Source organism: Bacillus sp. SA1-12, from assembly GCF_000981385.1.
Taxonomy (GTDB): domain Bacteria; phylum Bacillota; class Bacilli; order Bacillales; family Bacillaceae; genus Metabacillus.
In genome coordinates, this window is the sequence record NZ_LATZ01000004.1 from 161,388 (window position 1) to 188,245 (window position 26,858).

The 26,858-nt window shown below is 38.7% G+C and carries 25 protein-coding genes and 1 pseudogene; 9 read left to right on the plus strand and 17 right to left on the minus strand.

Annotated elements, in window-relative coordinates:
- Complete coding sequence (locus WQ54_RS04270) at positions 1–1,002, minus strand: LLM class flavin-dependent oxidoreductase (protein WP_046512605.1); 1,002 nt, start codon at positions 1,000–1,002, stop codon at positions 1–3.
- A gap of 66 nt (positions 1,003–1,068) precedes the next feature.
- Positions 1,069–2,049, minus strand: coding sequence for an LLM class flavin-dependent oxidoreductase (locus tag WQ54_RS04275; protein WP_046512608.1), 981 nt, complete (start codon positions 2,047–2,049; stop codon positions 1,069–1,071).
- 218 nt (positions 2,050–2,267) lie between these two features.
- On the opposite strand from WQ54_RS04275, the gene WQ54_RS04280 reads away from it, so the two are divergent.
- The 3 genes from WQ54_RS04280 (at position 2,268) to WQ54_RS04290 (ending at position 4,752) form a co-directional block, all read left to right on the plus strand.
- Entirely contained in the window at positions 2,268–2,999 is a 732-nt protein-coding gene (locus WQ54_RS04280; RefSeq protein ID WP_046512611.1) for an ABC transporter ATP-binding protein, read from the plus strand.
- A complete protein-coding gene (locus tag WQ54_RS04285) occupies positions 2,996–4,027 on the plus strand; it encodes an ABC transporter permease (RefSeq protein WP_046512614.1) in 1,032 nt (343 codons plus the stop codon). Before WQ54_RS04280 ends, WQ54_RS04285 begins: the two co-directional genes overlap by 4 nt.
- A gap of 71 nt (positions 4,028–4,098) precedes the next feature.
- Entirely contained in the window at positions 4,099–4,752 is a 654-nt protein-coding gene (locus tag WQ54_RS04290; protein WP_046512616.1) for a TetR/AcrR family transcriptional regulator, read from the plus strand.
- Positions 4,753–4,801: 49 nt separating this feature from the next.
- Here the strand turns inward: WQ54_RS04290 and WQ54_RS04295 are convergent, their stop codons facing one another.
- Entirely contained in the window at positions 4,802–6,202 is a 1,401-nt protein-coding gene (locus WQ54_RS04295; protein ID WP_046512619.1) for an aldehyde dehydrogenase, read from the minus strand.
- 260 nt (positions 6,203–6,462) lie between these two features.
- Positions 6,463–7,062, minus strand: coding sequence for a TetR/AcrR family transcriptional regulator (locus tag WQ54_RS04300; protein WP_046512622.1), 600 nt, complete (start codon positions 7,060–7,062; stop codon positions 6,463–6,465).
- Between the two features lie 110 nt (positions 7,063–7,172).
- Between WQ54_RS04300 and WQ54_RS04305 the strand changes: the two genes are divergently transcribed.
- The gene (locus tag WQ54_RS04305; RefSeq protein WP_046512625.1) at positions 7,173–7,727 is read left to right on the plus strand and encodes a hypothetical protein; all 555 of its coding nucleotides are present in this window, start codon (positions 7,173–7,175) and stop codon (positions 7,725–7,727) included.
- 48 nt (positions 7,728–7,775) lie between these two features.
- On the opposite strand, the gene WQ54_RS04310 is transcribed toward WQ54_RS04305, so the two are convergent.
- The 5 genes from WQ54_RS04310 to WQ54_RS04330 form a co-directional block, all read right to left on the minus strand.
- Complete coding sequence (locus tag WQ54_RS04310; RefSeq protein WP_046512628.1) at positions 7,776–8,051, minus strand: hypothetical protein; 276 nt, start codon at positions 8,049–8,051, stop codon at positions 7,776–7,778.
- A 5-nt stretch (positions 8,052–8,056) separates the two neighbouring features.
- Positions 8,057–8,443, minus strand: coding sequence for a hypothetical protein (locus tag WQ54_RS04315; RefSeq protein WP_046512631.1), 387 nt, complete (start codon positions 8,441–8,443; stop codon positions 8,057–8,059).
- Positions 8,443–8,820 carry a DUF2089 domain-containing protein gene (locus WQ54_RS04320; protein WP_046512633.1) on the minus strand — a complete coding sequence of 126 codons (378 nt, stop codon included), beginning with the start codon at positions 8,818–8,820 and terminating at the stop codon, positions 8,443–8,445. Before WQ54_RS04320 ends, WQ54_RS04315 begins: the two co-directional genes overlap by 1 nt.
- A 260-nt stretch (positions 8,821–9,080) precedes the next feature.
- A complete protein-coding gene (locus WQ54_RS04325) occupies positions 9,081–10,259 on the minus strand; it encodes a diglucosyl diacylglycerol synthase (RefSeq protein ID WP_046512765.1) in 1,179 nt (392 codons plus the stop codon).
- A gap of 296 nt (positions 10,260–10,555) precedes the next feature.
- Positions 10,556–11,251 carry an AIM24 family protein gene (locus WQ54_RS04330; RefSeq protein WP_046512636.1) on the minus strand — a complete coding sequence of 232 codons (696 nt, stop codon included), beginning with the start codon at positions 11,249–11,251 and terminating at the stop codon, positions 10,556–10,558.
- 230 nt (positions 11,252–11,481) lie between these two features.
- On the opposite strand from WQ54_RS04330, the gene WQ54_RS04335 reads away from it, so the two are divergent.
- Positions 11,482–12,150: a CPBP family glutamic-type intramembrane protease gene (locus tag WQ54_RS04335; RefSeq protein WP_197089535.1), complete on the plus strand. Its 669-nt coding sequence runs from the start codon at positions 11,482–11,484 to the stop codon at positions 12,148–12,150.
- An 82-nt stretch (positions 12,151–12,232) separates the two neighbouring features.
- Here the strand turns inward: WQ54_RS04335 and WQ54_RS04340 are convergent, their stop codons facing one another.
- The 4 genes from WQ54_RS04340 to WQ54_RS04355 form a co-directional block, all read right to left on the minus strand.
- Complete coding sequence (locus tag WQ54_RS04340; RefSeq protein WP_046512641.1) at positions 12,233–12,955, minus strand: polysaccharide deacetylase family protein; 723 nt, start codon at positions 12,953–12,955, stop codon at positions 12,233–12,235.
- 71 nt (positions 12,956–13,026) lie between these two features.
- Positions 13,027–13,860: an undecaprenyl-diphosphate phosphatase gene (locus tag WQ54_RS04345; protein ID WP_046512644.1), complete on the minus strand. Its 834-nt coding sequence runs from the start codon at positions 13,858–13,860 to the stop codon at positions 13,027–13,029.
- Between the two features lie 3 nt (positions 13,861–13,863).
- A complete protein-coding gene (locus WQ54_RS04350; protein ID WP_046512647.1) occupies positions 13,864–14,481 on the minus strand; it encodes a DedA family protein in 618 nt (205 codons plus the stop codon).
- Between the two features lie 410 nt (positions 14,482–14,891).
- Positions 14,892–16,115: an MFS transporter gene (locus tag WQ54_RS04355; protein WP_052737648.1), complete on the minus strand. Its 1,224-nt coding sequence runs from the start codon at positions 16,113–16,115 to the stop codon at positions 14,892–14,894.
- Between the two features lie 222 nt (positions 16,116–16,337).
- On the opposite strand from WQ54_RS04355, the pseudogene WQ54_RS04360 reads away from it, so the two are divergent.
- Positions 16,338–17,718: pseudogene (locus WQ54_RS04360) on the plus strand (Glu/Leu/Phe/Val dehydrogenase).
- Positions 17,719–18,030: 312 nt separating this feature from the next.
- Here the strand turns inward: WQ54_RS04360 and WQ54_RS04365 are convergent.
- From WQ54_RS04365 to WQ54_RS04375, 3 genes are all read right to left on the minus strand, one after another.
- Positions 18,031–18,495: a DinB family protein gene (locus WQ54_RS04365; RefSeq protein WP_197089540.1), complete on the minus strand. Its 465-nt coding sequence runs from the start codon at positions 18,493–18,495 to the stop codon at positions 18,031–18,033.
- Between the two features lie 296 nt (positions 18,496–18,791).
- Positions 18,792–20,405, minus strand: a complete 1,614-nt coding sequence (locus tag WQ54_RS04370) for an alkaline phosphatase (protein ID WP_084821821.1) — start codon at positions 20,403–20,405, stop codon at positions 18,792–18,794.
- A gap of 79 nt (positions 20,406–20,484) precedes the next feature.
- On the minus strand, positions 20,485–22,119 hold the full coding sequence (locus tag WQ54_RS04375) for an alkaline phosphatase (RefSeq protein ID WP_231597444.1): 1,635 nt from the start codon (positions 22,117–22,119) through the stop codon (positions 20,485–20,487).
- 472 nt (positions 22,120–22,591) lie between these two features.
- Here WQ54_RS04375 and WQ54_RS31740 point away from each other — a divergent pair, with 472 nt between their 5' ends.
- Both WQ54_RS31740 and WQ54_RS04385 read left to right on the plus strand, forming a co-directional pair.
- Positions 22,592–23,527, plus strand: a complete 936-nt coding sequence (locus tag WQ54_RS31740; protein ID WP_052737649.1) for a hypothetical protein — start codon at positions 22,592–22,594, stop codon at positions 23,525–23,527.
- 51 nt (positions 23,528–23,578) lie between these two features.
- Complete coding sequence (locus tag WQ54_RS04385) at positions 23,579–24,574, plus strand: hypothetical protein (RefSeq protein WP_156177687.1); 996 nt, start codon at positions 23,579–23,581, stop codon at positions 24,572–24,574.
- A 63-nt stretch (positions 24,575–24,637) separates the two neighbouring features.
- Here the strand turns inward: WQ54_RS04385 and WQ54_RS04390 are convergent, their stop codons facing one another.
- On the minus strand, positions 24,638–25,504 hold the full coding sequence (locus WQ54_RS04390) for a glycoside hydrolase family 43 protein (RefSeq protein WP_046512653.1): 867 nt from the start codon (positions 25,502–25,504) through the stop codon (positions 24,638–24,640).
- Between the two features lie 399 nt (positions 25,505–25,903).
- Between WQ54_RS04390 and WQ54_RS04395 the strand changes: the two genes are divergently transcribed.
- Complete coding sequence (locus tag WQ54_RS04395) at positions 25,904–26,752, plus strand: DnaJ domain-containing protein (RefSeq protein ID WP_046512656.1); 849 nt, start codon at positions 25,904–25,906, stop codon at positions 26,750–26,752.
- Positions 26,753–26,858 lie beyond the last annotated feature (106 nt).

The window sequence follows — 26,858 nt, forward strand, 5'->3', positions numbered from 1 at the left end:
TTAATGGTTAAACATTGCTTCAGCTATTAGCCGGTATGATTGAATTCTGTCCTTTTCTGAGTGAACAATTGTAAGAATCATGATTTCATCAACTTCATATAAACATTGTAAATCATGAAGCTGCTGCTTGACTTCACTTGCATTGCCAATTATCAGCTTTTTTTTCATATCCTTGATCATCTCTTTTTCAGCGTCTGTAAAAGAATACTGACTTGCCTCTTTTAAGGATGGGATTCCTTTTGGATGTTCCCCTTTCGCTATTTGGATTTTCCATAAGTAACCGCTTAGAGCAAGTTGTTCGGCCTCTTCTGTTGTTTTAGCGCAGATTGCTGAAACCGCAAGCAAAGCCTTTGGCTGTTTCATTCTTTCATTTGCCTTAAAACCATCCCTGTATGCTGTTAAGATTGCTGATCCTTCATGATCACTCATGAAATGTGCGTATGCATAGGCTGTACCATTATCCGCCGCTAATTGAGCACTTTTTTTGCTAGTTCCAAGAATCCATGGCAGTGGCGGAATTTCCGGCAGAGGAGCTGCAGTAATATTCGAAAAAAGATGGTCTGACGGGAAAGCATTATGTATGAAATTTAGCAACTCTTTCACTGAATCCGGGTATTTTTTGATTTGTTCCAGGAAATTTTCAGTTAGAGCCATGGATGCTTCTGCAGAACCTCCTGGGGAACGGCCAATCCCAATGTCAATCCGCCCTGGGAAAAGCGTTGCAAGCATGTTATGAGTTTCAGCAACCTTATATGGCTTATAATTAGGTAGCAGCACTGCACCTGTACCGAGCCGGATCGTTTCCGTTCTCGCCCCAATATAACTTAGCATAATTTCTGGGGCCGAGCTTGCAAGTCCCGGTAAATCATGGTGCTCGGCAATCCAATATCGGGTATATCCGTTTTTATCGCCAAGCTGAGCTATTTTAACCGATGTTTCCAATGCCTCTTTAGCCGTTTTTCCAGCTGAAATTGGTGCTTGATCTAAAATACTTATCATCATGATACAACACTCACTTTCCCCAATTAAAAATGGATCTCTTATCACTAATCTTTAAGTTTACCTGCTCTAAAGAAACTTTTCAGCGAGTAATGAATAAGATTGCACCTTATCTTGAAAATCATAAACATTTGTTAAGATCATGAATTCATCAGTCTGATATCTCTCACTTAGTTTAAGTATCTCTTCTTTTACAAAATCCGGTGTACCAATGATCATCCTTTTTCTATTTTCTTTCATCTTTACCTTTTCTTCATTTGTTACCATTCGACTTTTTGCTTCTTCAATCGAGACGATCCTCGTGTCCCCGTTATTTTCGACTGCCAGCAGCCAAAGATCTTGACTTAATGCTATTTCCTCTGCCCTTTCTTGTGATGGAGCACAGACAACAAAAATGCATACGTTGATTTTAGGCTGCTGCAAGAATGGAGAAGACCTAAAAAAGCGCAAATAATGGTTAATCGTTTGTTCCCCGTTAACAGGTGTAATAAAATGCCCATACGTAAAAGCTGTTCCCTTCTCAGCAGCAACTCTTGCACCTTTTTGAGAAATACCTAAATGCCATAATTCCGGAATTGTCACGTTTTTTGGGTATGCTATAACTCCTTGCTGGTTTGGTTTATCTAATGTAAATTCCTGCAGATCTTTAACTTGTCGGGGAAAATCGTTTAGGCTTTTTCGGATGCCGTCAGTCAAAGCTAATCGAGTTGCTGGTGAACCCCCTGGAGAACGGCCAATCCCTAAATCTATTCGGTTTGGATAGAGGGCCTCCAGCACTTTAAAGTTTTCTGCAATTTTATACGGGCTATATTGGGGCAATAAAACACCGCCTGATCCAATACGAATATGATTAGTTTGGGCAGCAAGATGGGAAATGAGTATTTCTGGAGAAGTACCTGCAAGTCCATTCGTATTATGATGTTCAGCTACCCAAAATCGGGTATAGCCGAGCTTTTCTGTTACTCTAGCTAACTTTGCTGTTTTTTGAAAAGCGTGATGAGCAGTTTCACCTTTGCTTACTACAGATTGATCGAGAACGCTTAATTTCATCACATCTCCCTGCTTCCTGCCAAGAATTCAGTCATCCCTTTATCCAGCCTTATTATACAGTTTCTTGGATCCGATTATCCATTTTGCAAGCCTTTCAATATAAGTCATTACTTTTTTCCTCACTACTCAAAAATGAGTGATTACTCACTTTACGATCATATCAAAATCCGTTAAAATAAGAGTGAGTAATCACTCATTTAATGAAAGCGGGGAGATTTATGAAGCAAGAAAAAGAATTAATTTCCATTCAACACATCTCAAAGGCTTTTGGAAAACAGAAAGTTTTATCAAACATTTCTTTAGCTATACAAGAAGGCGAGATCTTTGGCCTTTTAGGTCCTTCTGGTGCAGGTAAAACGACGTTAGTAAAGCAGCTGGTTGGGTTGGAAATTCCAACTTCTGGTGAACTCTTTCTTTTTCATGAGAAAATGCCTTCATTAAAATTGATCGAAAGGGTCGGCTATATGGCACAGTCTGATGCGCTTTATGGTGAATTGTCAGCAAAGGAAAATCTAACGTTCTTTGGTGCTCTTTACGGGTTAAAAGGAAAAAAACTTACCAAGAGAATAAATGAAGTAATGGAGCTGGTGCAACTTACAAATCATCTCGACAAGCTTGTTTCAGCCTATTCAGGCGGAATGAAAAGAAGACTCTCTTTGGCTATTGCCCTCCTGCACGAGCCTGAGGTCTTAATTCTTGATGAACCTACAGTTGGGATTGACCCTGTTCTGAGAAAAAGCATTTGGAATGCATTTTATTTACTAAAGGAAAAAGGCACAACAATCATCGTGACCACCCATGTCATGGATGAAGCAGAAAAATGTGATCAATTGGGCTTAATGCGCGATGGTTCCTTGATTGCAGTAGGTACGCCTGCAAAATTAAAAGAGAAAACAAATTCAACAACCATTGAAGAGGCTTTTCTCTTTTATGGAGGGGTTCAATCATGAGAATAAGAGCCTTAGTTATCCGAATTCTGCGTCAAATTACCCGTGATAAGAGAACAATGGCCTTGCTGCTGTTTGCTCCGATACTTGTTTTAACTATGCTGAACTTAGTGTTTAATGGGGAAGATTATCAGCCTAAGGTTGGCTTTGTTTCAGTACAAGAAGCTTTACTAGAAAAAATAGACCAGGATGGGGCAGTAATCACGGAATATGCCAATGAAAAAGAGGCAAATGAAGACTTAGCAAAGCAAGTAATTGATGGTTATGTCCAGTTTGGCAGCAATGGACCGGAAATTTCCCTTGAAGGCAGCGATCCAAGTGTAAATACAGCAGTACTAAAATGGCTGCAAATGGCATTAAAGCCTCTGCAAGGAAACAAGGAAGCCATTCAGCAGCTTGAGATTGATTACTTGCATGGTTCAAGTGAAATGGGACAGTTTGATTATTTCGGTCCGGTTCTGCTAGGATTTTTCGTCTTTTTCTTTGTTTTCCTTATTGCAGGTGTATCATTCTTAAGAGAGCGTACGACCGGTACATTGGAGCGGCTTCTTTCAAGTCCGTTGCGAAAATGGGAAATTGTGATTGGGTATGTCATCGGATTCGGACTATTTACAGTGATTCAAGCTTCCATTATCGCCGCATATGCCATTTATGTGTTAGGCATGCTGATGGAGGGAGCATTTGGCTATGTGCTCTTAATCACCTTGCTGCTTTCATTGACAGCACTAACATTAGGAATTTTACTTTCAGCCTTTGCCAATAATGAACTGCAAATGATTCAATTTATTCCGATTATCGTTGTCCCCCAAGTCTTCTTTTCCGGATTATTTAATTTAAACACGATTTCAGAGTGGCTCAGCTGGATTGGTCCGTTTACCCCGTTGTATTATGCAGCAGATGCATTAAGAAATGTCATGGTCAGAGGTTACGGGTGGGGCGAAATACAGATCGACCTTCTCGTTTTAGCGGGATTTTCTATTGTATTTATACTGCTAAACATTCTGGCACTTAGAAAATATCGAAAAATCTAATCATTGCATTTAACCTTCTTTATAAAATCAATTATTATTAGTACTATATCCAAGTTATGAAGGAGTAAAAAATGTCTGAACAAGATAAATTATTTGATGCATGGTTTGATCAAGAAGAAGGCTTAACAGAAAAGCAAAAAAAGATATTAGCCGCGGCTATTGATTCGTTTGCCGAAAAGGGTTATGCAGCAACATCAACAAGTGAAATTGCCAAAAAGGCCGGCGTTGCAGAAGGGACCATTTTTAGACACTATAAAACAAAGAAAGATTTGCTGATTTCCATTGTCTCTCCTATGATGGCAAAGTTGATTGCCCCGTTTGTAATAAAGGATTTTAATAAGGTATTAAATAAAAATTATGAAACCTATGAAGACTTCTTAAGAGCCATAATTGAAAATCGCATACATTTTCTTAACAATAACATGCAGCTTTTCCGGATCCTAATTCAGGAAATTCCTTTTCAGCCCGAATTAAAGGAACAATTCAAAGAACATATCGGAAAAAAAATCATTGAACGCTTTCAAACAATCGTTGAACATTACCAGGCAAAGGGACAAATTATTGAAATCCCTGCTTTTAGTGTGATCCGCATGACAGCTTCTACAATTTTCGGTTATGTTATTGCAAGATATATACTTTTACCAGAGGCAGAATGGGATGATGAAGCTGAAATTGAAAGAACTGTTCAATTTTTGCTGCACGGATTGTCCCCTAAAAAAGAGTGAAAGGCCTTGTTTGGTGATAGGAATCCTCCTCTGATTCCTATCACCCGCTTCATTTCATCAAGCGTTTTATCATCTTCAGCCTATTTTTCGCATTAGGATAGCGAATACTCAAGTCAAAACGATTCGTTTGTTTCAGGACACTTTTAAAATGGGAAAACGCAGTAAAGCTGGATTCACCATGGTAGGTCCCCATTCCGCTCTCTCCTACCCCTCCAAACGGCAAGTACGGTGTAGCGATATGCATTAATGTGTCGTTCACACATCCGCCGCCAAAGGAAATGGATTCTGTCACCATTTTTTCTACCCCTTCATCGGTTGTAAAGACATAAAGGGCCAATGGTTTTGGACGACTTGTAACAAATTCGATTACCTCCTGAATCGTTTCATATTCGAGAATAGGAAGGATCGGTCCAAATATTTCTTCAGTCATGACAGGAACGGTTAGTGCATTGGGCACTAGCAATGTTGGTGCAATTTTACGCTTTTCATTACTTAATTGACCGCCAAACAAAATCTCCCCATCAGTCATATAACTTATTAGTCGGTTATAATGACGATCATTAACAATGCTCACATAGTCCTCGTTTTCAACTGGATTTTTGCCATAAAAATCAAGAACGACAGATTTCAACTCGTCAATAAACTGATGGCGAATCCTTTTATGAACATATAAGTAGTCAGGGGCAATACATGTTTGACCGGCATTTGTCCATTTACCAAAGGCGATTCGTTTAGCAGCTAATTTAATGTCAGCTGTTTCATCAACAATACAGGGACTTTTTCCGCCCAGCTCTAAGGTTAGCGGAATTAATTGTTTTGCTGCTGCCTGCATGACAATTTTTCCAACCTGGACACTTCCGGTAAAGAAAATATAGTCAAATGGCTGTTCAAGTAAGTTGGTTGTTGTTTCTACACCGCCCTCCATGACGGCAATATATGATGGATCAAACTCCTCTTTTATTAATTTAGCTAACAGGTTGGAAGTATGCGGCGTTAATTCTGACGGCTTTAAAATGGCTGTATTCCCTGCTGCGATTGCTCCAATAAGCGGGGCCAGTTGTAATTGAAATGGATAGTTCCATGGTGCAATAATCAGTGTAACACCATAGGGTTCTGCGATTTTATATGCTCTTGACCCAATATGAGTTTTGGCTGTCTTTGCTTTTTCAGGCTTCATCCATTTGTCGAGATGCTTTAGGGTAAAGCGGATTTCCTCCAAAAGAAAGCCAATTTCGGTTAGATAAGCCTCTGTTTTTGATTTATTTAAGTCTTGCTTTAAAGACTCGCAGATTTCCTCCTCATGTGTACGGACTTGCTCTGCGAGTGTTTCAAGCATACTGATTCTAAATTCTTTCGATCTGGTTTTCCCACTTTGAAAAAACTGTTTCTGTGCTTGAACCTGGGCTTTAACGGTTTGGACTGAATGCTCTTTTCTAACTGTTTGTTCCACTAGTAAACCTCCTGACTATATTTTTTTAATAACATCAGTGGGGGTTTTCTCGAAGTACAGGCTGTATAAGTGCCGACTTTTCCACAGGACATGGCGAAGGAAGTTGACCCATCCCTCACTAATGGTTAGAGAAACTTATCACGTTTAGACCGCTATGGCCTTATGTCTTGCCTGAATTGGACAACAATCCTCCATCGGTCCTTTGCGGGTATGTCCTTACTTTTCTTCTTAACTCTCTCAAAGAATAGATATACTGCCCGTTATAATGGAGCAAATTCTTCTTTACAAATTGAATTTAAATGATAGACAAATAACGTATAAATTCGGTCTCGATTAAGCCTCTTAGGATCAAGCATGGCATGTAAGGCGATACCGTCCACTAACGCATACAGCCGCTCCACCTCGATCGACTTGTCCACGTTTTCTTTTATCAGCTGGTATTGATCCATTGAATCAATTAATCTCTGCATTCCTGTTAAAAGTCCATCATGATGGGCATCAAATCCCTTTTTATGTCTTGCATATGCAGTAAAGGCAAACCAAACCTCCATTTCTGCCATAGATTCGTCATTCGTTGGCACGATTTCTAGAATGATCTTAAGTATTTTTTCTTTTGGAGGTAATTCTTGAACGGCAATTTTTTTTATTCGTTCTGTTACTCGTTCAATCACCAGTTTCATTGCAAAGATGAGCAGCTCATCCTGTGTTGAAAAATAATGTCGCAAGGCACCAAGTGACAGACCAGCTTCTTTTGCGATATTTCTAACAGTTGCACCTTCCATTCCCCGTTCTAAAATAACCCTCCATGAAGCTTCTGCTATTAATTTTTTTCTCCATTCATGATCAACTATTTTTGGCATATGTTTATTTTACCAAAAAGCACAGAATTTTATAATACACTTGTATCAAAAAATATTTTATTGTATGCTGAGTTTATATAATACAATTGTATTGAAAAGAGGTGTCCTTTATGAGTTTAGTAGGATGGATGATTGTTTTTTGTGAAATTGCTTTTTGGGTTGTTATTTTTTTAGGTTTGACAGCACGTTATCTCTTTAAGCAAAAACGATTTGGCCTCATTTTATTAGCATTAACCCCTCTTATCGATTTGATCCTGTTAATTACAGCAGGTTTTGATTTATATCGCGGAGCTGACGCAACACTTGCCCATGCACTTGCTGCTGTATATATCGGCGTCTCGCTTGCCTATGGTAAAAGTATGATTGAATGGGCAGATCAACGTTTTCTGTACTATGTATTGAAACAAGGGGAAAAGCCTAGGAAGCAATATGGTTTGGATTACGCAAAGCATAATTTTACGAATTTCTTGAGGCATATCATCGCCTATGTCATTGGAGCAGGTTTGTTGGCAGCCATTATCTTTATAGTAAACGATTCTTCCCGCACAGAAGCATTAAGCGGCGTATTGAGAATATGGTCTCTTGCCCTGGGGATTGATTTAATTTTTACGATTAGTTATTTTATTTGGCCGCGAAAGGAAAAGAAGAAGGCTGCAGGTATATAAAAAATGTATGGGGCTGTCTCAATACCAAAGGGGCAGCCCCTTTATTGTTTATAAGATAATTTTAACTTTCATGTTCTCTTGCAATTCAGCATCAACAAGTGTCAATCCTTTATGGTTTTTTAAAGAAGTAATGATGATATTGAACATTTCTTTATCGAGTGAATCTGGGATCCAGGGGTCTGCTTTCGTCTGGTTAGTCCATTTTTTAATCTGTTTCCAAAGCAGCTGCGAGGAGAGCAAAGCTCCTAAACAGTTCAAAACAGCATAGGGGACTGGAATCATAAATTGAACATGTCTTCTTGTTTTAATCATGACTTTAATCATTCTTCTTACTCAATAACAACGGAAACCTTATCTCCGTTTGCAGAAGCAACATCAACGATCTGGCCATCTACTTCATTTTCTATCGCATGGATGAGAAGGTCAATATCAATATCCTTTACGTACACCGCAGCCTGCGGTACATTTGCAGCAATTCCATGGCCAGCTTTTAAAACAGCTTTTACAAGATTAATTGGAACATTGACATTAATATTATCTTTATCAGTAGATTCAACTTTAATTTTAAGCATCCTTTTATGATAACCTGAGCTCGTATCAACATGGATACTGCTCTCTTTATTCCCCTTCATAACGTGGAGTAGCTCTGTTGCTTTTTCAACATCCAATTTCCCTTCTTGCACCATGGTCATTACCTTTGAAATTTCTTCTTTCATTACGCATCCTCCTCATTTTCTTTTAGTAATTGAATGGCCTCTTCAGCCGTTATTTCTCCAGCATCAAGCATTGAGATCACTTTTTTCTTATCAACCTTTTGTTTCGTACGGTCAGAATATCCTAATGCCTCAATAATTTCATTTAACTTTCCGCGAACGGTAGGATATGAAACGGAAAGCTCCTTTTCAACTTCTTTAATATTCCCCCTGCATTTTAAGAAGACCTCAATAAAACGAAGCTGCTCCGCAGCAAGGGATGAGAATTTGGATAACGCAAACTCATTTTCAATATTCGTACGGCAATTAGAACAATGCAATTTTGTTACGGTTAAAGTTTTATGACAAACTGGACAATCTGTTAGAAGTGGAAATGCCATGTTTCTCTCCTTTCCTCTCGATACTTCCATTATATAATTTTAATTAAATTTATCAATTTAATTTTTAAAATTATTAATTTTTTTATTAATAATTTTTAAATATATCAATTTCAATTTAAAATAATTAATTACCCCCTTGAGTTTTGAGATAACAAAAAAAGGGACTGCTCCCCACAAATACCTTATAGTAGTATCTGTTAGGAAAGCAGACCCTTTTAAGACAGTCCTTCAATGCACATGATTTTTTTGGTGTAAGATAATCAGGACATTCCGACCCTCATCTTAACCGCTTTTTTGGCACGTGAACGTTCTGTAACATCTTGTTTGAATACCTCGCCAATCATATCCTCCAAAACCGCTCGAGCGGAGTTTGGATAGTGCATTTGCTTAATGTTTTCTTTCATTTCTTTTAATGTTTTTTTATTATTAAGAAGTTCGATGACAACTTCTTTCATTTCATTATAATCATTGACGATCATGGCAGATCGTTTTTCTTCAAAATATAAGGCATTTTCCTGTTCCTGACCAGGCACCGGCTTGTATAATATGACTGGCACGCCAAGTGCTGTAGCTTCAGATAAGGTAATTCCGCCTGGCTTTGTAATCATACAGGATGCAATTCGGAATAACTCGTCGACCTTCTCTACATAGCCCAATGGAATAATTGTTTTAGGATGGGCCACTGCAAACGGCTCAAGCTTTCTCATCAGCGCAGTGTTATTTCCGCAAACAATGACAACCTGCAGATTTTCCTGGTTGACAAAGGATTCACATATATATTTTACATTTTTTAAGACCCCATGTGCTCCGGCCATAATTAATACAATTTCCTTATTTGGATCTAAATTGTATTTTTGATATACCTCTTCCTTTTTAACGTTAGCCATTTCGAACTGTTCACGAATGGGGATTCCGGTAATCTTCACTTGATTTTGGCTTACCCCAAGCTCGACTAATTTTTCTTTGACATTTTCACTTGCAACATAATATTTATCGATATGTTGATGCACCCAAATTTTATGAAGGCAAAAGTCTGTTACCACATTAAAAGTCGGGATAACCTCACCTGTCTTATTCCGATATTCCGGAACAACCATCATTGGAAATGTATTGATAATCATATCCGGCTTCTCAGTCTGAATCAGTTCTTTCAGCTTTTTTTGACCAAGCGTATAATACAGGTTCATGAAGCGCTTGTTGTACATCTTATCGATTCCATAATAAAAAATCTTGTAAAATCGTTTTCCATAAGAAAAACTCTTAATATATAAATGTTTTGTTATTTTCGAAATGAGTGGGTGTGACTCTTTGTATAGCTCGGAAACGACAACTTGCTTAAACCCCATTTTTTTACATTCATTTTCCAAGGTTTTCGCTACTTGAATATGTCCGTTTCCATATTTCTCTGTTAATATTAAAACTTTTGATTTGCTTACCAACACGTTTGTATCTCCTAACTTAGGCAAATAATTAGTGATGATGAAAGATTGTGTACTTAGACATTGATTGTAACGCGTTTTGATCGAATAGAAAAGCCCTCATATTTAAATGAGACTTTGAGATCTCCTCTTTTCTATCATCCTATGAATCACTGAATGTTAAAACATGCTCAGGCTCTATGTTATTCTAGGGCCTGAGATGTAGTATTTTTAAAAATTGGGGCCAGTGTGAACAGTTGCTGCTATTATTTTACCATTTTTTTAGAAAAAATCCTTCTTCCAACTTTATGAAAGAATTATGAACTAGTTGGTTTCATATAAGACTCTTCAAAAGGCTGAACAACAACAAAGCCCTCACCTTCAAATCTCATTTGGATCGATTCGCCGCTTCCTCTCCCCAAAAATGTTTTTAAGGTAATATCGGTTTGAAATTCAGGCTGCAATTGGCCAGACCAAGCAACTGTTGCATTCGGATCGGTAATCACTGGCTTTCCCGGAGTTACTCTTAAGGTTAAAGGCTCATAATGAGAGGTGATCGCAATCATCCCTGTTCCCTCACATCTGACATTGAAGAGACCGCCGGCCATCATACCAGCAATACGTTTCATCAGCTTAATATCCCAACGAAGATTTGATTCAAAGGCAAGCAGGTCATTTCCGTTCACAAAAATAATATCATCCTGCAAATCAAGAATAATAACCTTTTTCCCTTGGTCTGCGAGATACATTTTCCCTTGTCCTTTTGCCTTCATTAATGCCGCTCCTTCACCTGTCAGCGCTTTTTTAAATGTTTTTCCCCATCCATGCTCAAGCAAACCTTCACGTTCAAATTTTATTTGTCCATTATAAGCAACCATCGATCCTGCTTTTGCCCAAACCTGTCCATCCAGGTTTACCTCTAGCATACGAGGTGTTTCTAATTCAAAAAGACCTTCCCCTTTATCTTCCTGTTCGGTTTGTTTGATAAATTCATTAATCGAATATTTACTCATTTCATCAACTCCCCTTCTTTTATTGTAAATACGGATCATTAGGTACTTTTGTTTCATTTACTCCCATTACTTACATATTCAGACACTTTATTCATTTTATCTATTCGAATTGTCGTTGTATATAATTCATCCAATATATTATAATTTTGGATGAAATTGTTATTTACTTAAGTTAAGATAATAATTGGGGTTAAGTTCCCAATCTTTTTTCTTAATAACACGAAATGCAGGTGAATTTCATATTACATTTAAAAAGTAAACAGAAAAGAGGCTTTATCCTATTATCGCCAATTTTGATTATTACAGTTATTCATTTCATCATATCAATTAGCAACTCATATATCCAAGCATACTCTTGGGTATTAACAGCCTTGTTATACTGGACATTACTAGGATTGATGATTGTTGGTTTTGTTTCAATTACCACCATTAAAGACTGGTTTAAAAAACCACTCTTTAAAAAGAAGTGGCTGATCATCGGAATTTTAATTGGGCTCTTTCCTGTTGCAGGAATTCTTATTCCAAATTACTCATTAATTATTGAATATCCGACGATTGCCATCTTTGTTTTATTTTTTGCTCTGATTAATCCTTGGTTTGAGCAAGGATATTGGAGGGGATTATTATTGGATGCTGGTAAAAACCTTCCTGCCTGGGCAATTGTCTTTTATTCCAGTTTTCTATTTTCTCTAAGTCATTCGCTGCTTTGGGGTATCTTCTCAATTGGAAATCGTTCAATCCAATTATTCATAGTCCTCTTTATCATGGGTATCATTTGGTCAGTTATCAGGTATAAAACAAAAAGCTTACGTTGGCCTTTATTTTCACATGTCCTAGTTGATATTGGAAATCTCTCTGTATTTGTCTTTTTAAATCTGTATGTTCCTCCGGGAATGTAAAGTTATTAATATTGAAATCTATTTTTCATCAGGCAATCGGCCAACCTAATAAAAAAATGCCCGATGCATTCGGACCTTTAACCTAATTATTATTAGCTTTTTCATATTTTAGGAGCTCTGATACGGTTTTAAATTCGTATCCTTGCTCAGTTAATTTATTTATGATCCCTTCAACCGATCCTAGTGATTCCTTTCGGCTATCATACATAACATGCAGTAAGATAATCGATCCACTTTTAGCATGATCACTAACATGTTGAACGATTTTTTCTGAATCAGCGCCAATCTCTGGATCTGTCTCCGGCTCAATATCCCATAGGATTGATTTACGATCATGGTCTGCTAAGTATTTTGGCAGAAAAAAGAGCTTTTTCCCATATGGCGGCCGAAAGAGAATGTCTCCTTCATAGCCAATTTCTCTAATAAGTTTGTCTGTATTCTCTACTTCTTCTTTTATAAAAGAAGGAGATTTGAAGACCATTCTTTGATGGGAAAACGTATGATTTCCTACTTCATGTCCTGCTAGAGCGATTTTTTTCGCTTCTTCCATATTTTCCTCAATTTCTTTTCCTGTTAGAAAAAAGGTGGCTTTTATGTCCTTTTCTTGAAGAATTTTTAGAATATCTTCTGTTTTCATTGTCGGTCCATCATCAAATGTTAAAGCGACAACCTTTTCTTCTGTCTCTGCTTTATGGATGATTTCACCGAAAAGTTGAAAGCTTGTAGAATTAATTAATTGCAAGAACCCATAGCCTAAAACAATTAAGATGAGTAAAGCTGCTGCAGCTATTTTTATAGCTTTCATTTCTCCGTTCCCCCATTCATTTCAAACAAAAAGGCTAAGAAAACACAAAATGTGCTTCTTAGCCGATATACTTAAAAATAAACTAAATAGATAACCACTACTAAAAGAATGCGGTAAATCGCAAATGGAACAAGCTTAATTTTATTAATCAGCTTTAAGAAAAAGCGGATCGATATTAATGCAAACACGAACGCACTAATAAACCCTGCAATAAAAAATGGCATTGCATCAAGCGTAAAGTACTCCCAGTTTTTCAGTAATGATAAAAAGCTGGCGCCGGCCATAATCGGAACTGCCATGATAAACGTGAAATCAGAAGCTGTACGGTGGTTCATGCCTAGTAAAACCCCGCCGGAAATGGTTGAGCCTGAACGAGAGAAGCCAGGCCATAAAGAAAGACATTGGATAAGTCCAACCGTGAACGCTTGTTTATAAGTGATTTGGTCCACTGTTTCAGTCTTAGGCTGTTTTGGTCCGAAGATATCTGCTAAAATCATCAAAATGGCCCCGGCAACTAAACCGATTAATACCGTTTCGATTGAAAATAAATGCTCATCAATAAAATCTTCAAACAGAACACCAAGTACACCAGCTGGAATCAATCCCACAATTACTTGTGAAAGCTTCAGACGATTTTGACCTTCAGAAACTGACTCTTTATTGAGACGGCCTAAACCTAGTAAATCAATAAAACGATTCCTAAAAACGACTACAACAGCTAAAATGGATCCGAGCTGAATGACAATTTTAAACGTATTTGCTACATATTTCCCAAGAAACTCTTCAGACTGCAGCCACATATCATCAACGATAATCATATGACCTGTTGACGATACAGGCGCAAATTCCGTTAATCCTTCTACTAATCCTAGAATAACGGCTTTTAAGATTGTTAGAATATCCATTTATTAATCTCCCTTATTCCTTTTTCTCTTTTTAATAAACAATGCCAGCACAACAATCACTCCAAGTGCAATTACAGCATAGACAACATTTGAATAAATATCCATCACTTCAACAACTTTTTCCCATGACTCTCCAAATTTTGCACCAACTGTAACTAAAATAACGTTCCATACTAATGTTCCAACCGTTGTAAAAAGGAGAAAGAGCCAAAAGTTCAGACTTGCCATTCCAGCTGGGATCGAAATGAGACTTCTGATTAACGGGATAACGCGGCAGATAAGGACTGTCCAATATCCGTACTTATCAAACCATTGATCCGCCTTGTAAATGTCCTTTCTCTTTACTTGAAGAACCTTCCCCCAGCGATCAACTATTTTCTCAAGTCTTTCAACATCAAGAAGATTTCCAATCTTATATAAAATGACTGCTCCGACAACAGATCCCAAAGTCGCCGACAGAATTACGCCCGGGACCGTTAAGTCAGTAAAATTCGTCAGCATGCCCCCGAATGTAAGAATCACCTCAGATGGTATTGGAGGAAAAACATTTTCCAGCGCAATCATCAGAAAGATTCCTACGTAACCAAATTGTTCAATTATACCTGTTATCCAATTTTCCATTTAAACCTCCAAAAAATTATTGTTTCAATTTACAATGTGATCCTTCTCATGCAAAATAAATAGGATCCAGATATTCTTTAATCCCACATGTTAGTATACCTTTAATTTACAAATGATTGAATAGTTCTTTTCTTAACATTTTATTAAATCTTTCTTTGCACTTTATTAACAAAAGCTCAGTGGGCCTGGAGTCATGGGCAATTAAGAGCACATGACTACAAGGTACTTTTCCTTACCTTTAGCTCATGAATCTCTGGACTCCAGAGAGCAAATCGCTGTCAGTCAAAAGGGCAATGTTCTTATCTTCCTGCACTTGCATGTCCTGTGCTTAAGAATTGGATGACAAGCACCTATCCACCACTCTTAGAAAAAGGATAAAGGACCTGCCGCAGCCGACAAGTCCTAATGATTTATAAAGAATGTATCTTTTTTTCGTTATTTACCATCCTATTAGAATTCAATTGTTTCCGTCCCCATGCAATGGAAAGCATCATACCAATCAACCCCACTGCACCAGCCAGATAAAACACAGCTGAAAAGTTCACCATTTGACTAAACATTCCTGCCACAAAAGGGCCAAGGAAAATTCCGAGTGCATAGATCGCCTGGAATAGCCCCATAGCTGTTGCCCGCTTTGATAATGAAATCGTTTGAATTGCCATTCCCATTAAAAGAGGGATTGTCATTCCTTGGGCATAGCCATTTAATGCCTGTGTCACATATAGCCATTGCAAATTTGAAACAAAAGGAATAATAGAGGTAAAGACAAATGTTCCTAAAAATCCAACGATTAAAATAGACCACTTATGATAGCGATTGAGTAAATATCTTCCGGTAATAATCGGTGCAATCGCATGCGGCACCATAAAGCTAAAAACTAGGATAATTAAGCTTTCTTTTGTTGCTCCTATATTTAAAGCATAGGTTGGCGTGAAGCCAAACATAGTAATGAACAGGACAGCATTTGCTAACGCAGATAAAAGAGCTACTTTCAGCACAATCGGGTCTTTAATGACGGCACGCAATTCTCCCATCTCGATTTTTTTATCGCCTGTTTGACTCTGGACTTCCTTCACCCCAAATGACATGATAATACCGAGACAGCCAATGATTCCTCCTAACCAAAAAGGTGCCTTCCATCCCCATTCACTAACAAGATAACCACTAAGGCCCATGCTGATAAGCTGTGAGGCAACAGTGACAAACTGGATATTCCCCATGGCCTTCGTTGTATCTTCCGCTTTAAAATAACTTGCGTACAATACAGTAAAGGCAACCCACATGGATGCGGTAACGCCAGAAAGAACCCGGGAAGCAAAAGCAAAGCCTAAGCTATCTGTCAAAGCAAACCCAAAGCAGCTAATCACACCTGTTACAAGCCCTGCAATAATAAATGGCTTTCGTATTTGCATTTTATCTGATAGAATCCCGATCGGCAGTCTTAGCAATATTTGCATAATTCCGTAGCTCCCCGCGATAAATCCCACTAGCGTATAGGCTCCTCCAAGATAATCTAAATATTCAACAAAAACAGGGACGTAGATATAAAGCGAGAACCAATAAATAAATGTAATGACAATGAAAAATAGATGGTAGTATAATGAAATTTTTCGTGTTTCATTGTTGGTGTTCAAATGAAATCCTCCTGTACAGCTTCTGTAGTCAATCATTTCGTTTTCAACTTCAATTGGCAGATTACTGTAAAAGTAACATGATCCTAGTGGATTCGTCATCTAAAAGGAATTATCCTCTATGAATCAATAAGTTTAATAATTAATACTCCTTCTCTTAAACTGACATAATCAACAAAAACGTTTCGTATGATGGCATGTTAAAAGAAAAGGAGGGTTATGCATATGGCAAGCCAAACAGGGGATATTGTCCAACAATCATTACATGCTTTGTTAGAAGACAAATCCTTTTTGCCTGATTTACATGGACGATCTAAGAAAACAGGCTTTTACTTCATTAGCTGCAATCCTTTCCACTCCAAATCATATCCATAAATCCTTTCTGCGTGTACCTTTGGAAAAAGGGAAAGTCATCCGAATTCCTGCCTTTCGCGTTCAGCATAATGATACCCTGGGACCTTACAAAGGAGGGATTCGCTTTCACGAATCGGTCAATGAAGACGAGGTGGTTAACCTTGCTGCATTAATGACATTAAAAAATGCCCTTCACGAAGTTCCCTTTGGCGGCGGAAAAGGAGGCGTTGTCATTAACCCAAAGGATTACTCTGATAAGGAGCTGCATTTAATATGTGAAAAATATGTCCGATATTTCAGTGATATTCTAGGTCCTGACAAGGATATTCCTGCGCCAGATGTCGGGACAGGTGAGCGTGAAATGGATTGGATGATGGCAGAATATAAAAGCATCAACCCCGGAAAACCATATCGCGGAAGCTTCACGGGAAAAAGTGTTGTTAACGGAGGATCATTAGGACGCCGCGGAGCAACAGGTAAAGGAGTTTATTTTACTTTCCGCTATATGCTTCACAATTTTCTCATAGAACATAAGGAATGGCTTTCAGAAAATCCTAATCCCTTCGCCAAAACTACGTTATCGCTTGGAGATCGGCCTCTAAAAATTGCGGTACAAGGCTTTGGAAATGTTGGCTCTATTGCTGCTCTGGAGGCCTGCCGCTGTACCCATCTGCAAAATAAAGTTGTTGCTGTAAGTGATAGAAATGTTACCTTATTCAATTCAAATGGGTTAGATATTCCTGCATTAGTTACGTTTGCCAGAACGAATAAGGGCGAGCTTCCTACCACAGAAAAACAGTTATCTGAGCTCGGTATTGAAGTAGTGATCCTAAATCGCAATGAACTTCTTTATCTTGATGTGGATGTTTTATTGTTAGCTGCCTTAGAGGATCAAATCCATAAAGCCAATATGAAGCAAGTTAAGGCGAAAATCATTGTGGAAGGGGCAAATGCGCCAGTCACTGGTGATGCAGATAAATACTTAAGCGATAAAGGTGTGATCATCATCCCTGACATTCTTGCCAATGCGGGAGGGGTTATCGTTTCTTATTTAGAATGGATGCAAGGAAGAGAAACACAATTTTACAGCGAGGAAGAGGTTTTCAAGCTCCTTTTCGACAAAATGACCTCTACCATGACCACCATTCTGCCGCAATTCTATGACGATCCATATCCTTTGCGGCAAAACTGCTATATTCAAGCTGTGATGAAGCTATGCACGATTTTATATCGGCATGGAAAATTGTATTAAAACACGAAACATAGGCTCAGGGCACTTTAATCAAGTGCAAATAAAGCACTCCGGAATAGAAGGTGAACTTTACTTTCAATTCCGGAGTAGTTAAATCCTAGAGACAAATAAAAACGCGATGTCCTAATCTCGAATCTGCATTTATACGTACTATGCATGACCGATAGTGCCTAGAGCTTGACACTAAAACTGATTATAAATATTTCACCTATTTTAAGAGGATAGAAAGGAAGGGCTAATTCCTTTCTATCCTTACCCTACTGTTAATTCCCGCTCTTCTTTATACCATTTACGAAGTTGATTAATATGAGCCTAGTGGTATCTATTATGATCGGCAATATGCCAGATTCCCCAACGGATTGTCGCTCCATTTTGATAATCAACAATCTTACTTAATTGATTATCCTTTAACTGTAAGCATAAAGATTTAAATATGTTGAATACCTCATCATAATCAGTGAGAATCCTTTCTAAAGAAACTCCCTTTATCATCGGAATTTCATTGTTTTTATCTAACATTGGTCCGTACCTTTCCTCAAGTAATTTGTGTACCGGCTCACCCTTTAGTCTAAAAATCCAGTTGAGGTCCACATAGGCTAAATGCCTTATTAATTGTGCAGTACTATTATATTGTTGTTTTGAACCCTTATAATCGATTTCCTCTTGTGACATATCTGCAACAATTGCTTTCAATCGGTTGTAATTGCCATCTACAGCTGAATAAAGCATCCCTACAACTGGATCCATATTCGGCTCACCTTTTAAGTCTAAAATCATTTTTTTCACCTCAATCAAATTATTAAAAACTTCCATCCTGCAATCATACTCTTTTACTATAGCACTCTGGCATCTTCAACTTTATCGTTATGTTTCTAGAAAAGAAAAATGAGCCTCCAGTTTCACTACTAGGGCCCATTTTTATGCTACAAATTAAAAATAGTTATCGTTTACTTTCTATTTAATTATTCTATTCATAAAAAATAGATAAGGACGATTTCAGGTGAGAAAAATCAATCTTATAAATACTAAATCTTCCCCTTTATCCTAAAGGGATTTCCTACAGATGTATCATTTTACGCTTGCTGTAAACCTGGACGATTATTCTCTACAACAAAGCTAGCACGGGTACTAATTGGTGCATCAGGTCTTGTCACGTAAGGAAGGACACGGAAATCTGTCAGCCAGCGATCAGGTGTAAGGTTGCATCGCACATACCCGCGCTGAGCGTTGTGAAATTTCATATGAGGATTTGCCGCTAACCATTCCCTTCCTAAGTTATCCATATCCGCACCATCTTTTCCAGAAGTAATGGAGGTTCCAAGAAACTCAGTCCCGATTGTTGCTGAGTTTGGATCATCAAAATTTTCTTTTAATTCTGCAGCAACGCTCCGATGTGCATCCCCCGTCAACACAACGAAATTTTTAACCTTCCGTTCGATTATCTCAGAAAAGAGACGTTTTCGGGCTCCTGCATAACCATCCCATGTGTCATTACCAATTATCATTTCAGGGCCGGAATTGTGATCAGCCTGAAACATAAAAATTTGTTGGGCTAGAACGTTCCAAGTAGCAGTCGAGTTGCCAAGGTTATTTAACAGCCAACGCTCCTGTTCTTTTCCAAGCATCGTGCGATTCGGATCCATCGTTTCCTCTGTTGGCGTGTTTGTTTTTATCTGATCATCACGATATTGACGGGTGTCGAGCACATTAAATTGGGCTAAATTCCCATAGGATAGTTTACGGTAAAGCAGCATGTCTGGACCGTTCGGAATTGATGTGCTTCTTAGAGGTAAGTTTTCATAAAATGCCTGATAAGCAGCTGCTCGTTGTGCGAGAAAATCTTCACGTGATACTCCATATTCTGAGATATCGTCTGCATAATTATTTTCTACTTCGTGGTCATCGCCTGTTACTACCCAAGGAAACTTAGCATGTGCGGCTTGAAGATCTGGATCGGTTTTAAATAAGGAATATCTAAGGCGATACTGGCTTAATGTAACGGTTTGGTTGTTATGAACAGGTGGAAGCGGTACGTTTCTTACTCCTCCTGTCGGACCAATCTTATACTCGTAAATATAGTCACCAAGGTGTAAGACAAGATCCAAGTCTTCTTGCGCCATATGTTTATACGCTGTGTAAAATCCTTCATACCAAGCCTGGCATGAAGCAAATGCAAATGACAAAGAAGGAACTTTTGCACCATATCCTGGAGCTGTTTTCGTTCTGCCAACCGGACTTATTTCTGTTCCAGCTCTAAATCGATACCAATAATAACGAGATGGTTTCAAACCGCTGACCTCTACATGAACCGAGTGGGCTAACTCAGGCATGGCTACAGACGTCCCGCGCTTTGCTACCTTTCGGAAATTCTCATCCTCCGCTATCTCCCAATGAACAGGAACCTTATGATCAGGCATTCCGCCAAGACCATCCTCTGCCAGCGGCTCAGGTGCCAGCCTTGTCCACAATACAACTCCGTCTGGCAGCGGATCCCCTGATGCCACCCCCAGCTTAAAAGGATTATCCTTAAATTTAGGCGTTTCAGAAGCAGCCAAAACTGCATCTACAGGGAGAAAGCTCGCTGCAACTAACGATGCAAATGTCCCGCCTGAAAATTTAAGGAAACGTCGTCTATTCATATGCTCTTTATCCGGTACATAAAGTGATGATTTTTTCTTGTAAAACATATCTATTCCTCCTCTTTCTCTTCTCTGTTCTCATTTAGATGGAATGACTAGTCCTTAATTGTAAAGGCTTAACTAATTTTCACCAATTGGATATCAATTTCTCTTTTTGCAAACCCGGGTTACCAGCTTCAACAACAAAACGAGCATAGGTTGAGCTCGGAGCACCTGGACGAGTAACGTAAGGCATAACTTGAAAATCTGCTTGCATTTGCTTGTGAGTCATTTTGCAGCGAACATACCCTCGCTGTGCATTGTATAGTTTCACTTGAGGGTTGCCTAACCATAATGCTGCAAGAGAATCAGTTTCTGCACCATCCGCATCAGAAGCGATAGATGTAGTGATTAGCTCGGTGCCAATTGTTTTTGAATCAGGATTGTTAAAGTCGGCCTTGAGATCTGCAGCTGCATGTCGATGAATATCACCGGTTAGCACGACAGGATTCTTAATGCCATATTGTTTATACGCAGAGAATATCCGCTCGCGTGAAGCGACAAATCCATCCCATTGATCCATACTGTATGTCATTCCATCTCCCGTATCGCGGTCAATTTGTGCCATTACGATCTGCTGTGCCAATACATTCCATGTCGTATCCGACTTGCTAAGCCCCTGAATGAGCCAACGTTCTTGTTCATTCCCAAGAATCGAACGTGATGGGTCTAAACGCTCCTCACAATTTGCGATAACTTTACCGCAAGCATAATTATCCCTGTACTGGCGTGTATCAAGGACGTTGAAGTCAGCTAAATCACCAAAACGGAAATTGCGATACATGAGCATATCAGGGCCGCTAGGAATACAAGTACTTCTTAAAGGAAGATTTTCATAGAATGCTTGATAAGCAGCAGCCCGCTGGCGAAGGAATTCCTCTTCGGAAATACCGTACTGAGAGTTACCGCCAGCATAGTTATTCTCAACCTCATGATCATCCCCCGTAACAATCCACGGAGCAGCCGCATGAATAGCCTGTAAATCAGGATCTGTCTTAAATAAAGAATATCGTAAACGATATTGGCTTAAAGTGGTGGTCTTGCTGTTGTGAGCACTGGACAAAGTAACATCTCTCTTTAAATTGCTAGAGTTGATAGCGTACTCATAAATATAGTCACCAAGAAAGAAGACCACATCAGGATGATCATTCACCATATGTTTGTAAGCAGTAAAGTAGCCATGGTACCATGCTTGGCAAGATGCCACACTAAATGTTAACTCAGAAAGATGATCATTTGGTAATGGTGCGGTTTTCGTACGGCCAACAGGGCTTATCTCCGAGCCAGCTTTGAATCGATACCAGTAATACCTTGATGGTTGTAAACCATGGACTTCAATATGCACCGAGTGAGCAAGCTCTGGCACAGCGAGTGATGTACCGCGCTTGATGATCTTATTAAAATTCTCATCTTCTGCAAGCTCCCACTGTACGGGAACTTTACGGTCAGGCATTCCGCCAAGTCCATCCTCAGCAAGCGGCTCAGGCGCAAGCCTTGTCCATAACACAATACTGTCAGGGAGGGGATCTCCTGATGCCACCCCAAGTTTAAAGGGATTGTCTTTAAACTTAGGAGATTCAGAAGTTGCTAACACCTTATCAACTGGAAGCAAGCTAAGTGCAACCAAAGAAGCAAAGGTACCGCCTGTATACTTCATAAATCTCCTTCTGTCCATGTGTCCATGTTCTGGCAGATAGAGTGATGATCCCTTTAAAAAATGCATGTTTATACCTCCTTTTTTGTTTTTAATTTGTTCTTTTAATCTATTAAGAACAATTACAATACTAGAAATACAATATTGTCCTCGTTTTAGAAAAATTTTAATATTTTGTAAAAAAATGAATGAAAATGTAAATTTATAGGTGATTTTACACATTAACTTCATCCATATAGGTGAATAGTCATTATTAGAAGTAAATCCTTATCCCTGTGAAGCTCCACTACGTTCTACTCAACCATTTATTCCCGGCTTATCTTCTTAGCTTCTCTTGAATCTGGAAACTTGATTTTACATCCCGTTAAAATTTGAATAAATAATTTCTTAATCTTTCATGAAATAGTACTTGAAGCCCAGGAACTGTATAGGGTAAAAGCAAAAACCTCTACTAAAAACGCTTTCAACGGACGGAAATTGTCAACTTATGATGAATTTTATATCTATATGTTTGCTAAAAAATCTGAAAGGAGGTGAGAGCATGCACTTCCGACATTTCATTTTTTGCGGTTTCATCGCAGGTATGACGCTATTCTTTCCAGCAGATGCATTCGCTGAAAAAAATGGAGTTGATACAGAGGTTAATCCTTCTCAGCAACTAGAACAGCCTCAGGAAAAGAAACCAGCATTGATAAGTCCTCAAATAAGGGAAGAGGAGAATTCCGATCAACTGTCTGGTTCAATCAATACTCCTAAACAAACGGTGTCCTCCCTTTCCGAAAAGACTGGCAAAACGTTGGACAATCCAATCGATTCGGTTAAAACTCAAAGCAGTCAGTTACGGGAGCAAGCAAGTGAAAAAGCGCAAAGGGCAAGAACATCTAAAGTTGTTACGAATAATGAACATACTTTGCCTGTAAAACCCAATAAAGAGGAAATCAGCAAGGGGCAAAATAAAGAACCAATCATAAAACAGGCTCAGCAACCATCAACTCAAGCTAAGCCTTCAACTAAGAATGGACCGGGAAAACCTACAAAAGAGCCTATTGAAAATACTACATCTACTATTGATGCCGAGAAGGATCTATTAATCAGAAAAGCTAAGAAAGAAGCGGATGAGAAAAATCAAAATAAAGCTATCATAAGTAAGCAAGATCCATCCGAAAAGGCCTCAATCAATTATTTGAGCAAGGATTCGCAAGAAGAACAGAATACTCCTTCTCACAAACATCAATATCCTATAGACATCCAGACAATAAGCTCTTCACAGAATACGAAGCTACCAGGGGGGTCAGCAAAAGATCGTTCAGGTACCAGTAAAAGCTGGAATAGTACGGTTGAGAAATGGATTGAATTTGAAAAACAGTGGAATTTGAGACTTATTCAGACCTTTGTCTCAAAAGCACACGTGTATCGTAATCAATGGATTAATGCCCCGCCAGCAAAGCCGCCAAAGACTGCTCCTTTTTTCTTATAAACAAACATCATGACATTTATGGAGATCAAATGAAGAAAAAGGGAGAGAATAATGATGACGTTTAACTTAAAAGGAACAACAATTGTAAAATTATTTGTATTGGCAGGCGTACTTTCAGTCGGTTTTTTTGCTGGAGGACAGGTAAGTGAAGCAGCTGGTCAAGGAAACCATGGCGGTCAAGGAGCTGCTGTAAAGGTTGAGCAAGCTTCAGAAACGAAAGCTGTTCAAGTAAAAACAAGTACAGCTAATAAAGTCAATGCACAGGCCCGTGTAAAAGCAAGCGAAACAGCAAAAGCCCATGCAAATGTACATTCTGCAGTACAAGCAAACAACGATGCAGAACCGGAAAAAACTGAGGTTAAAGCGAAAGAGCAGGCAGAGGTGGAAGGAAAAGAAAAAACAAACCCATCTGCTGCTAACAAAGCAAACTCTATGGCTAATGAGCGTTCAAGCCAAAATGCAAAATCGCATGCAGCTGCAAACTCTGCTGTTTTTGCTGACGATATATCAGAAGAAGTCGAAACAGTAGATGCAGCTGAGGTTGTTGTTAAAAAATCTAAAAAAGCAGAAGATCTAAATGCTGCTGATGAGGTTAAAACAGAAAAGAATGAGGAACAAGTTGAACTTGATGCTGATGCCAAAGCAGATGCAAAAACAGAGAAGAAGGTAATTCCCTCTGCTGAAAATAAAGCAAAAGCGATGGCTAGTGAACACGCTAGTTTGAACGCGAAAGCACATGCAGCTAGTAACTCAGCCGTACTTGTACTAGCTGTTATTGAAACGGAAACATCAGAAGAGCAAGCTACGAATGAGACTGTAGTTACAAATAAGGAAGAAGGTACTGAGGAAGAAGCTTCTGATAAATCTACAGAAGAGGCAGCTGTTGATGAAACACCTCTTGAAGCTGCAGAAGAAGGAGATGCCGAAGTTAATCCTTCCATTACAAATAAAGCAGAAGCAAAGGCTAGTTCAAAGGCAAGCGAAACAGCTATAAACCATGCAGCTAGTCATTCAGCTTTACTTGCTGTAGCGGTTGAAGAAGAATAAAGAAAACCGATAGCAAAGCCGAAGGGATCCACCCTTCGGCTTGATGTTTTCAAGAATGTACAATTATTTTATGATCAATTTCCCGTCAACCTCATCCAGGTTAAAAAAGACCGGCCGTTCATTCGGCGTTTTATTTGGGGCATGAATGGTGAGCATTAGCTGATTTGAAAAAGTATAGAATAACATTCCATGACCGCCATCCTTATCAAAAAGTGCCCTTTTATCATGTACCCACGGACCTAAAATATTGCCTGATGTTGAATGGGCCACACCGATCGCATACCCCTCCTGTCCCCTGCTAGACCACAGCATTTGCAGCTCCCCTTGACTATTTCGAAAAAGGAAGGGACCATCTGTTACATAATTTCTTTCATGTGCAGGTACAGTCCAGCCCGCATCACTTGCTTTAAATAACAGCACCGGTTCACCTGCCGCTTTCCGAAGATCCTTAGTCAAGCGGATCGCACAAATTTCTCCATCTTCGACTTGCAGCCATTCATGACAAAAGATCATCCATGGATCCTGCTGATCATCTAAAAACAGTGTGCCATCAAGGCATTCCCAATCCCTTGGAGTTACCGGTTCATCTGTAAGTGGCGTAAATGGGCCAAGTGGATTATCTGAAACAAGAATTTGCGTACCCCGGCATTTGTCCACTGCTTTAAATGAGGCAAACATATAATATCTCCCATTATATAAATGAACCTCTGGAGCCCAAAAATGATGGTCTGCCCAAAATCCTTCATCTGGTCGAAAGGCAGGAAAGGGACCTTCCCAGTTTAGCAAATCCTTACTCTTGTAAACATCAAATCCCGTTCCCTTTCCATCCCATACATTTTCATCGGTCGTTCCATAAAGAAAATACGTCTTTGTCTCATACTTCGGCAAAATAAATGGATCGCGAAGCCGAATCTCTTCTTTAGTTAACATCCTTTTTCCACCTTTAACTTTTGTTATCCGCTTACACATCTATAATAGTAACTTATAAAGTACCTCATGGTTAGTTATTTATTATAAATAATAGATTCTATCTGCCAGAACTCATTGATATAAGTTTTTATAACTCCAAAATAAAACGAAAGCTGGATAAAAGAGCATAACACCGCCTATAAAAGACAACATCATTTTAAATTAGTCAATAAGCTTATTACATATTTACTATCTTCTTCATAACCTATTTAAATATCTTTAAAAATTCTTTTCGCAAAATCTTGATACATAGTGCAAACGCCTTCAATTTGAGGTATCTTTATAGTAATCTATTTTTTTTACCTCACATTTTCACTTATAAACTATAAAGCAAACCAGGAAATGAGGAGTGACGCTGAATTGGACATACAAGAAGCTTACAAAGTACTAGGTGTTCCAGAAGATGCTACTGATGACCAAATTGAAAAACAATATATGACATGGATTCGGCGGAATCATGCATATCAAAGTCAGGAGGATGGAGAAAAGCCTTTTGATTTTGATCTGATAACCAATGCCTATAATAAGATTAAAGCTTATCGGGATGGTACCGAGGAAAAGCAAGGCCCTGCTACCTTCCGTGAGAAATCGGATCATTTTCTCCATTACTACAAGCTCCATATCATTGGGGTGATCCTTCTAATTGCACTTTGTGTCTATGTGACCCAAAGTGTCGTTTCTCATTTTCAGGAACAAAAAAGATTGGCAAGTCTTCCTCCTGAAAATGTAAGCATTTTGCTGCATGGTGACTATTTTGAACCAAATAGTGACACAATGGCTGTTTCGGAGAATGTCTTGGCTGACATTCCTTCATGGAAGAGGGTAACCGTTAATTTGAATTATTCGCCGACAGAAATAAACGACTCGATGGATGTTGGCATGCAGCAAAAAAGTGTTGTGACGCTTACATCTGATAAATCAGATGTCTATGTAATGGATCCTGATAACTTTGAACTGCTCATGACGAATGAAATGTTCCTGCCACTAGATGAATTGGAGCCATCGCTTAAAGAAAACGTTGAAGCAGATAAGCTTGTCTATGCAACATCACCTGAAGATAATGCTGAACATTTATACGGAATTGTCGTTTCTGACACAAGGTTCTTTGAGGGAGTCCAAGTCAATGATGAGAAGAAAATTGCGGCAATACGGGCGGATTCAAAAAATAAAGAAAATGCATTGAAATTATTAATTGAACTAACAAAATAATACCGCCTTAAAAGGGTCAGACCCCTTTAACAATTTCAATATAGAGGATTTTAAACGATTTAAGATCCATTATATTGTAATAAAGAGGTCTGGCCCTTTTTTGTGA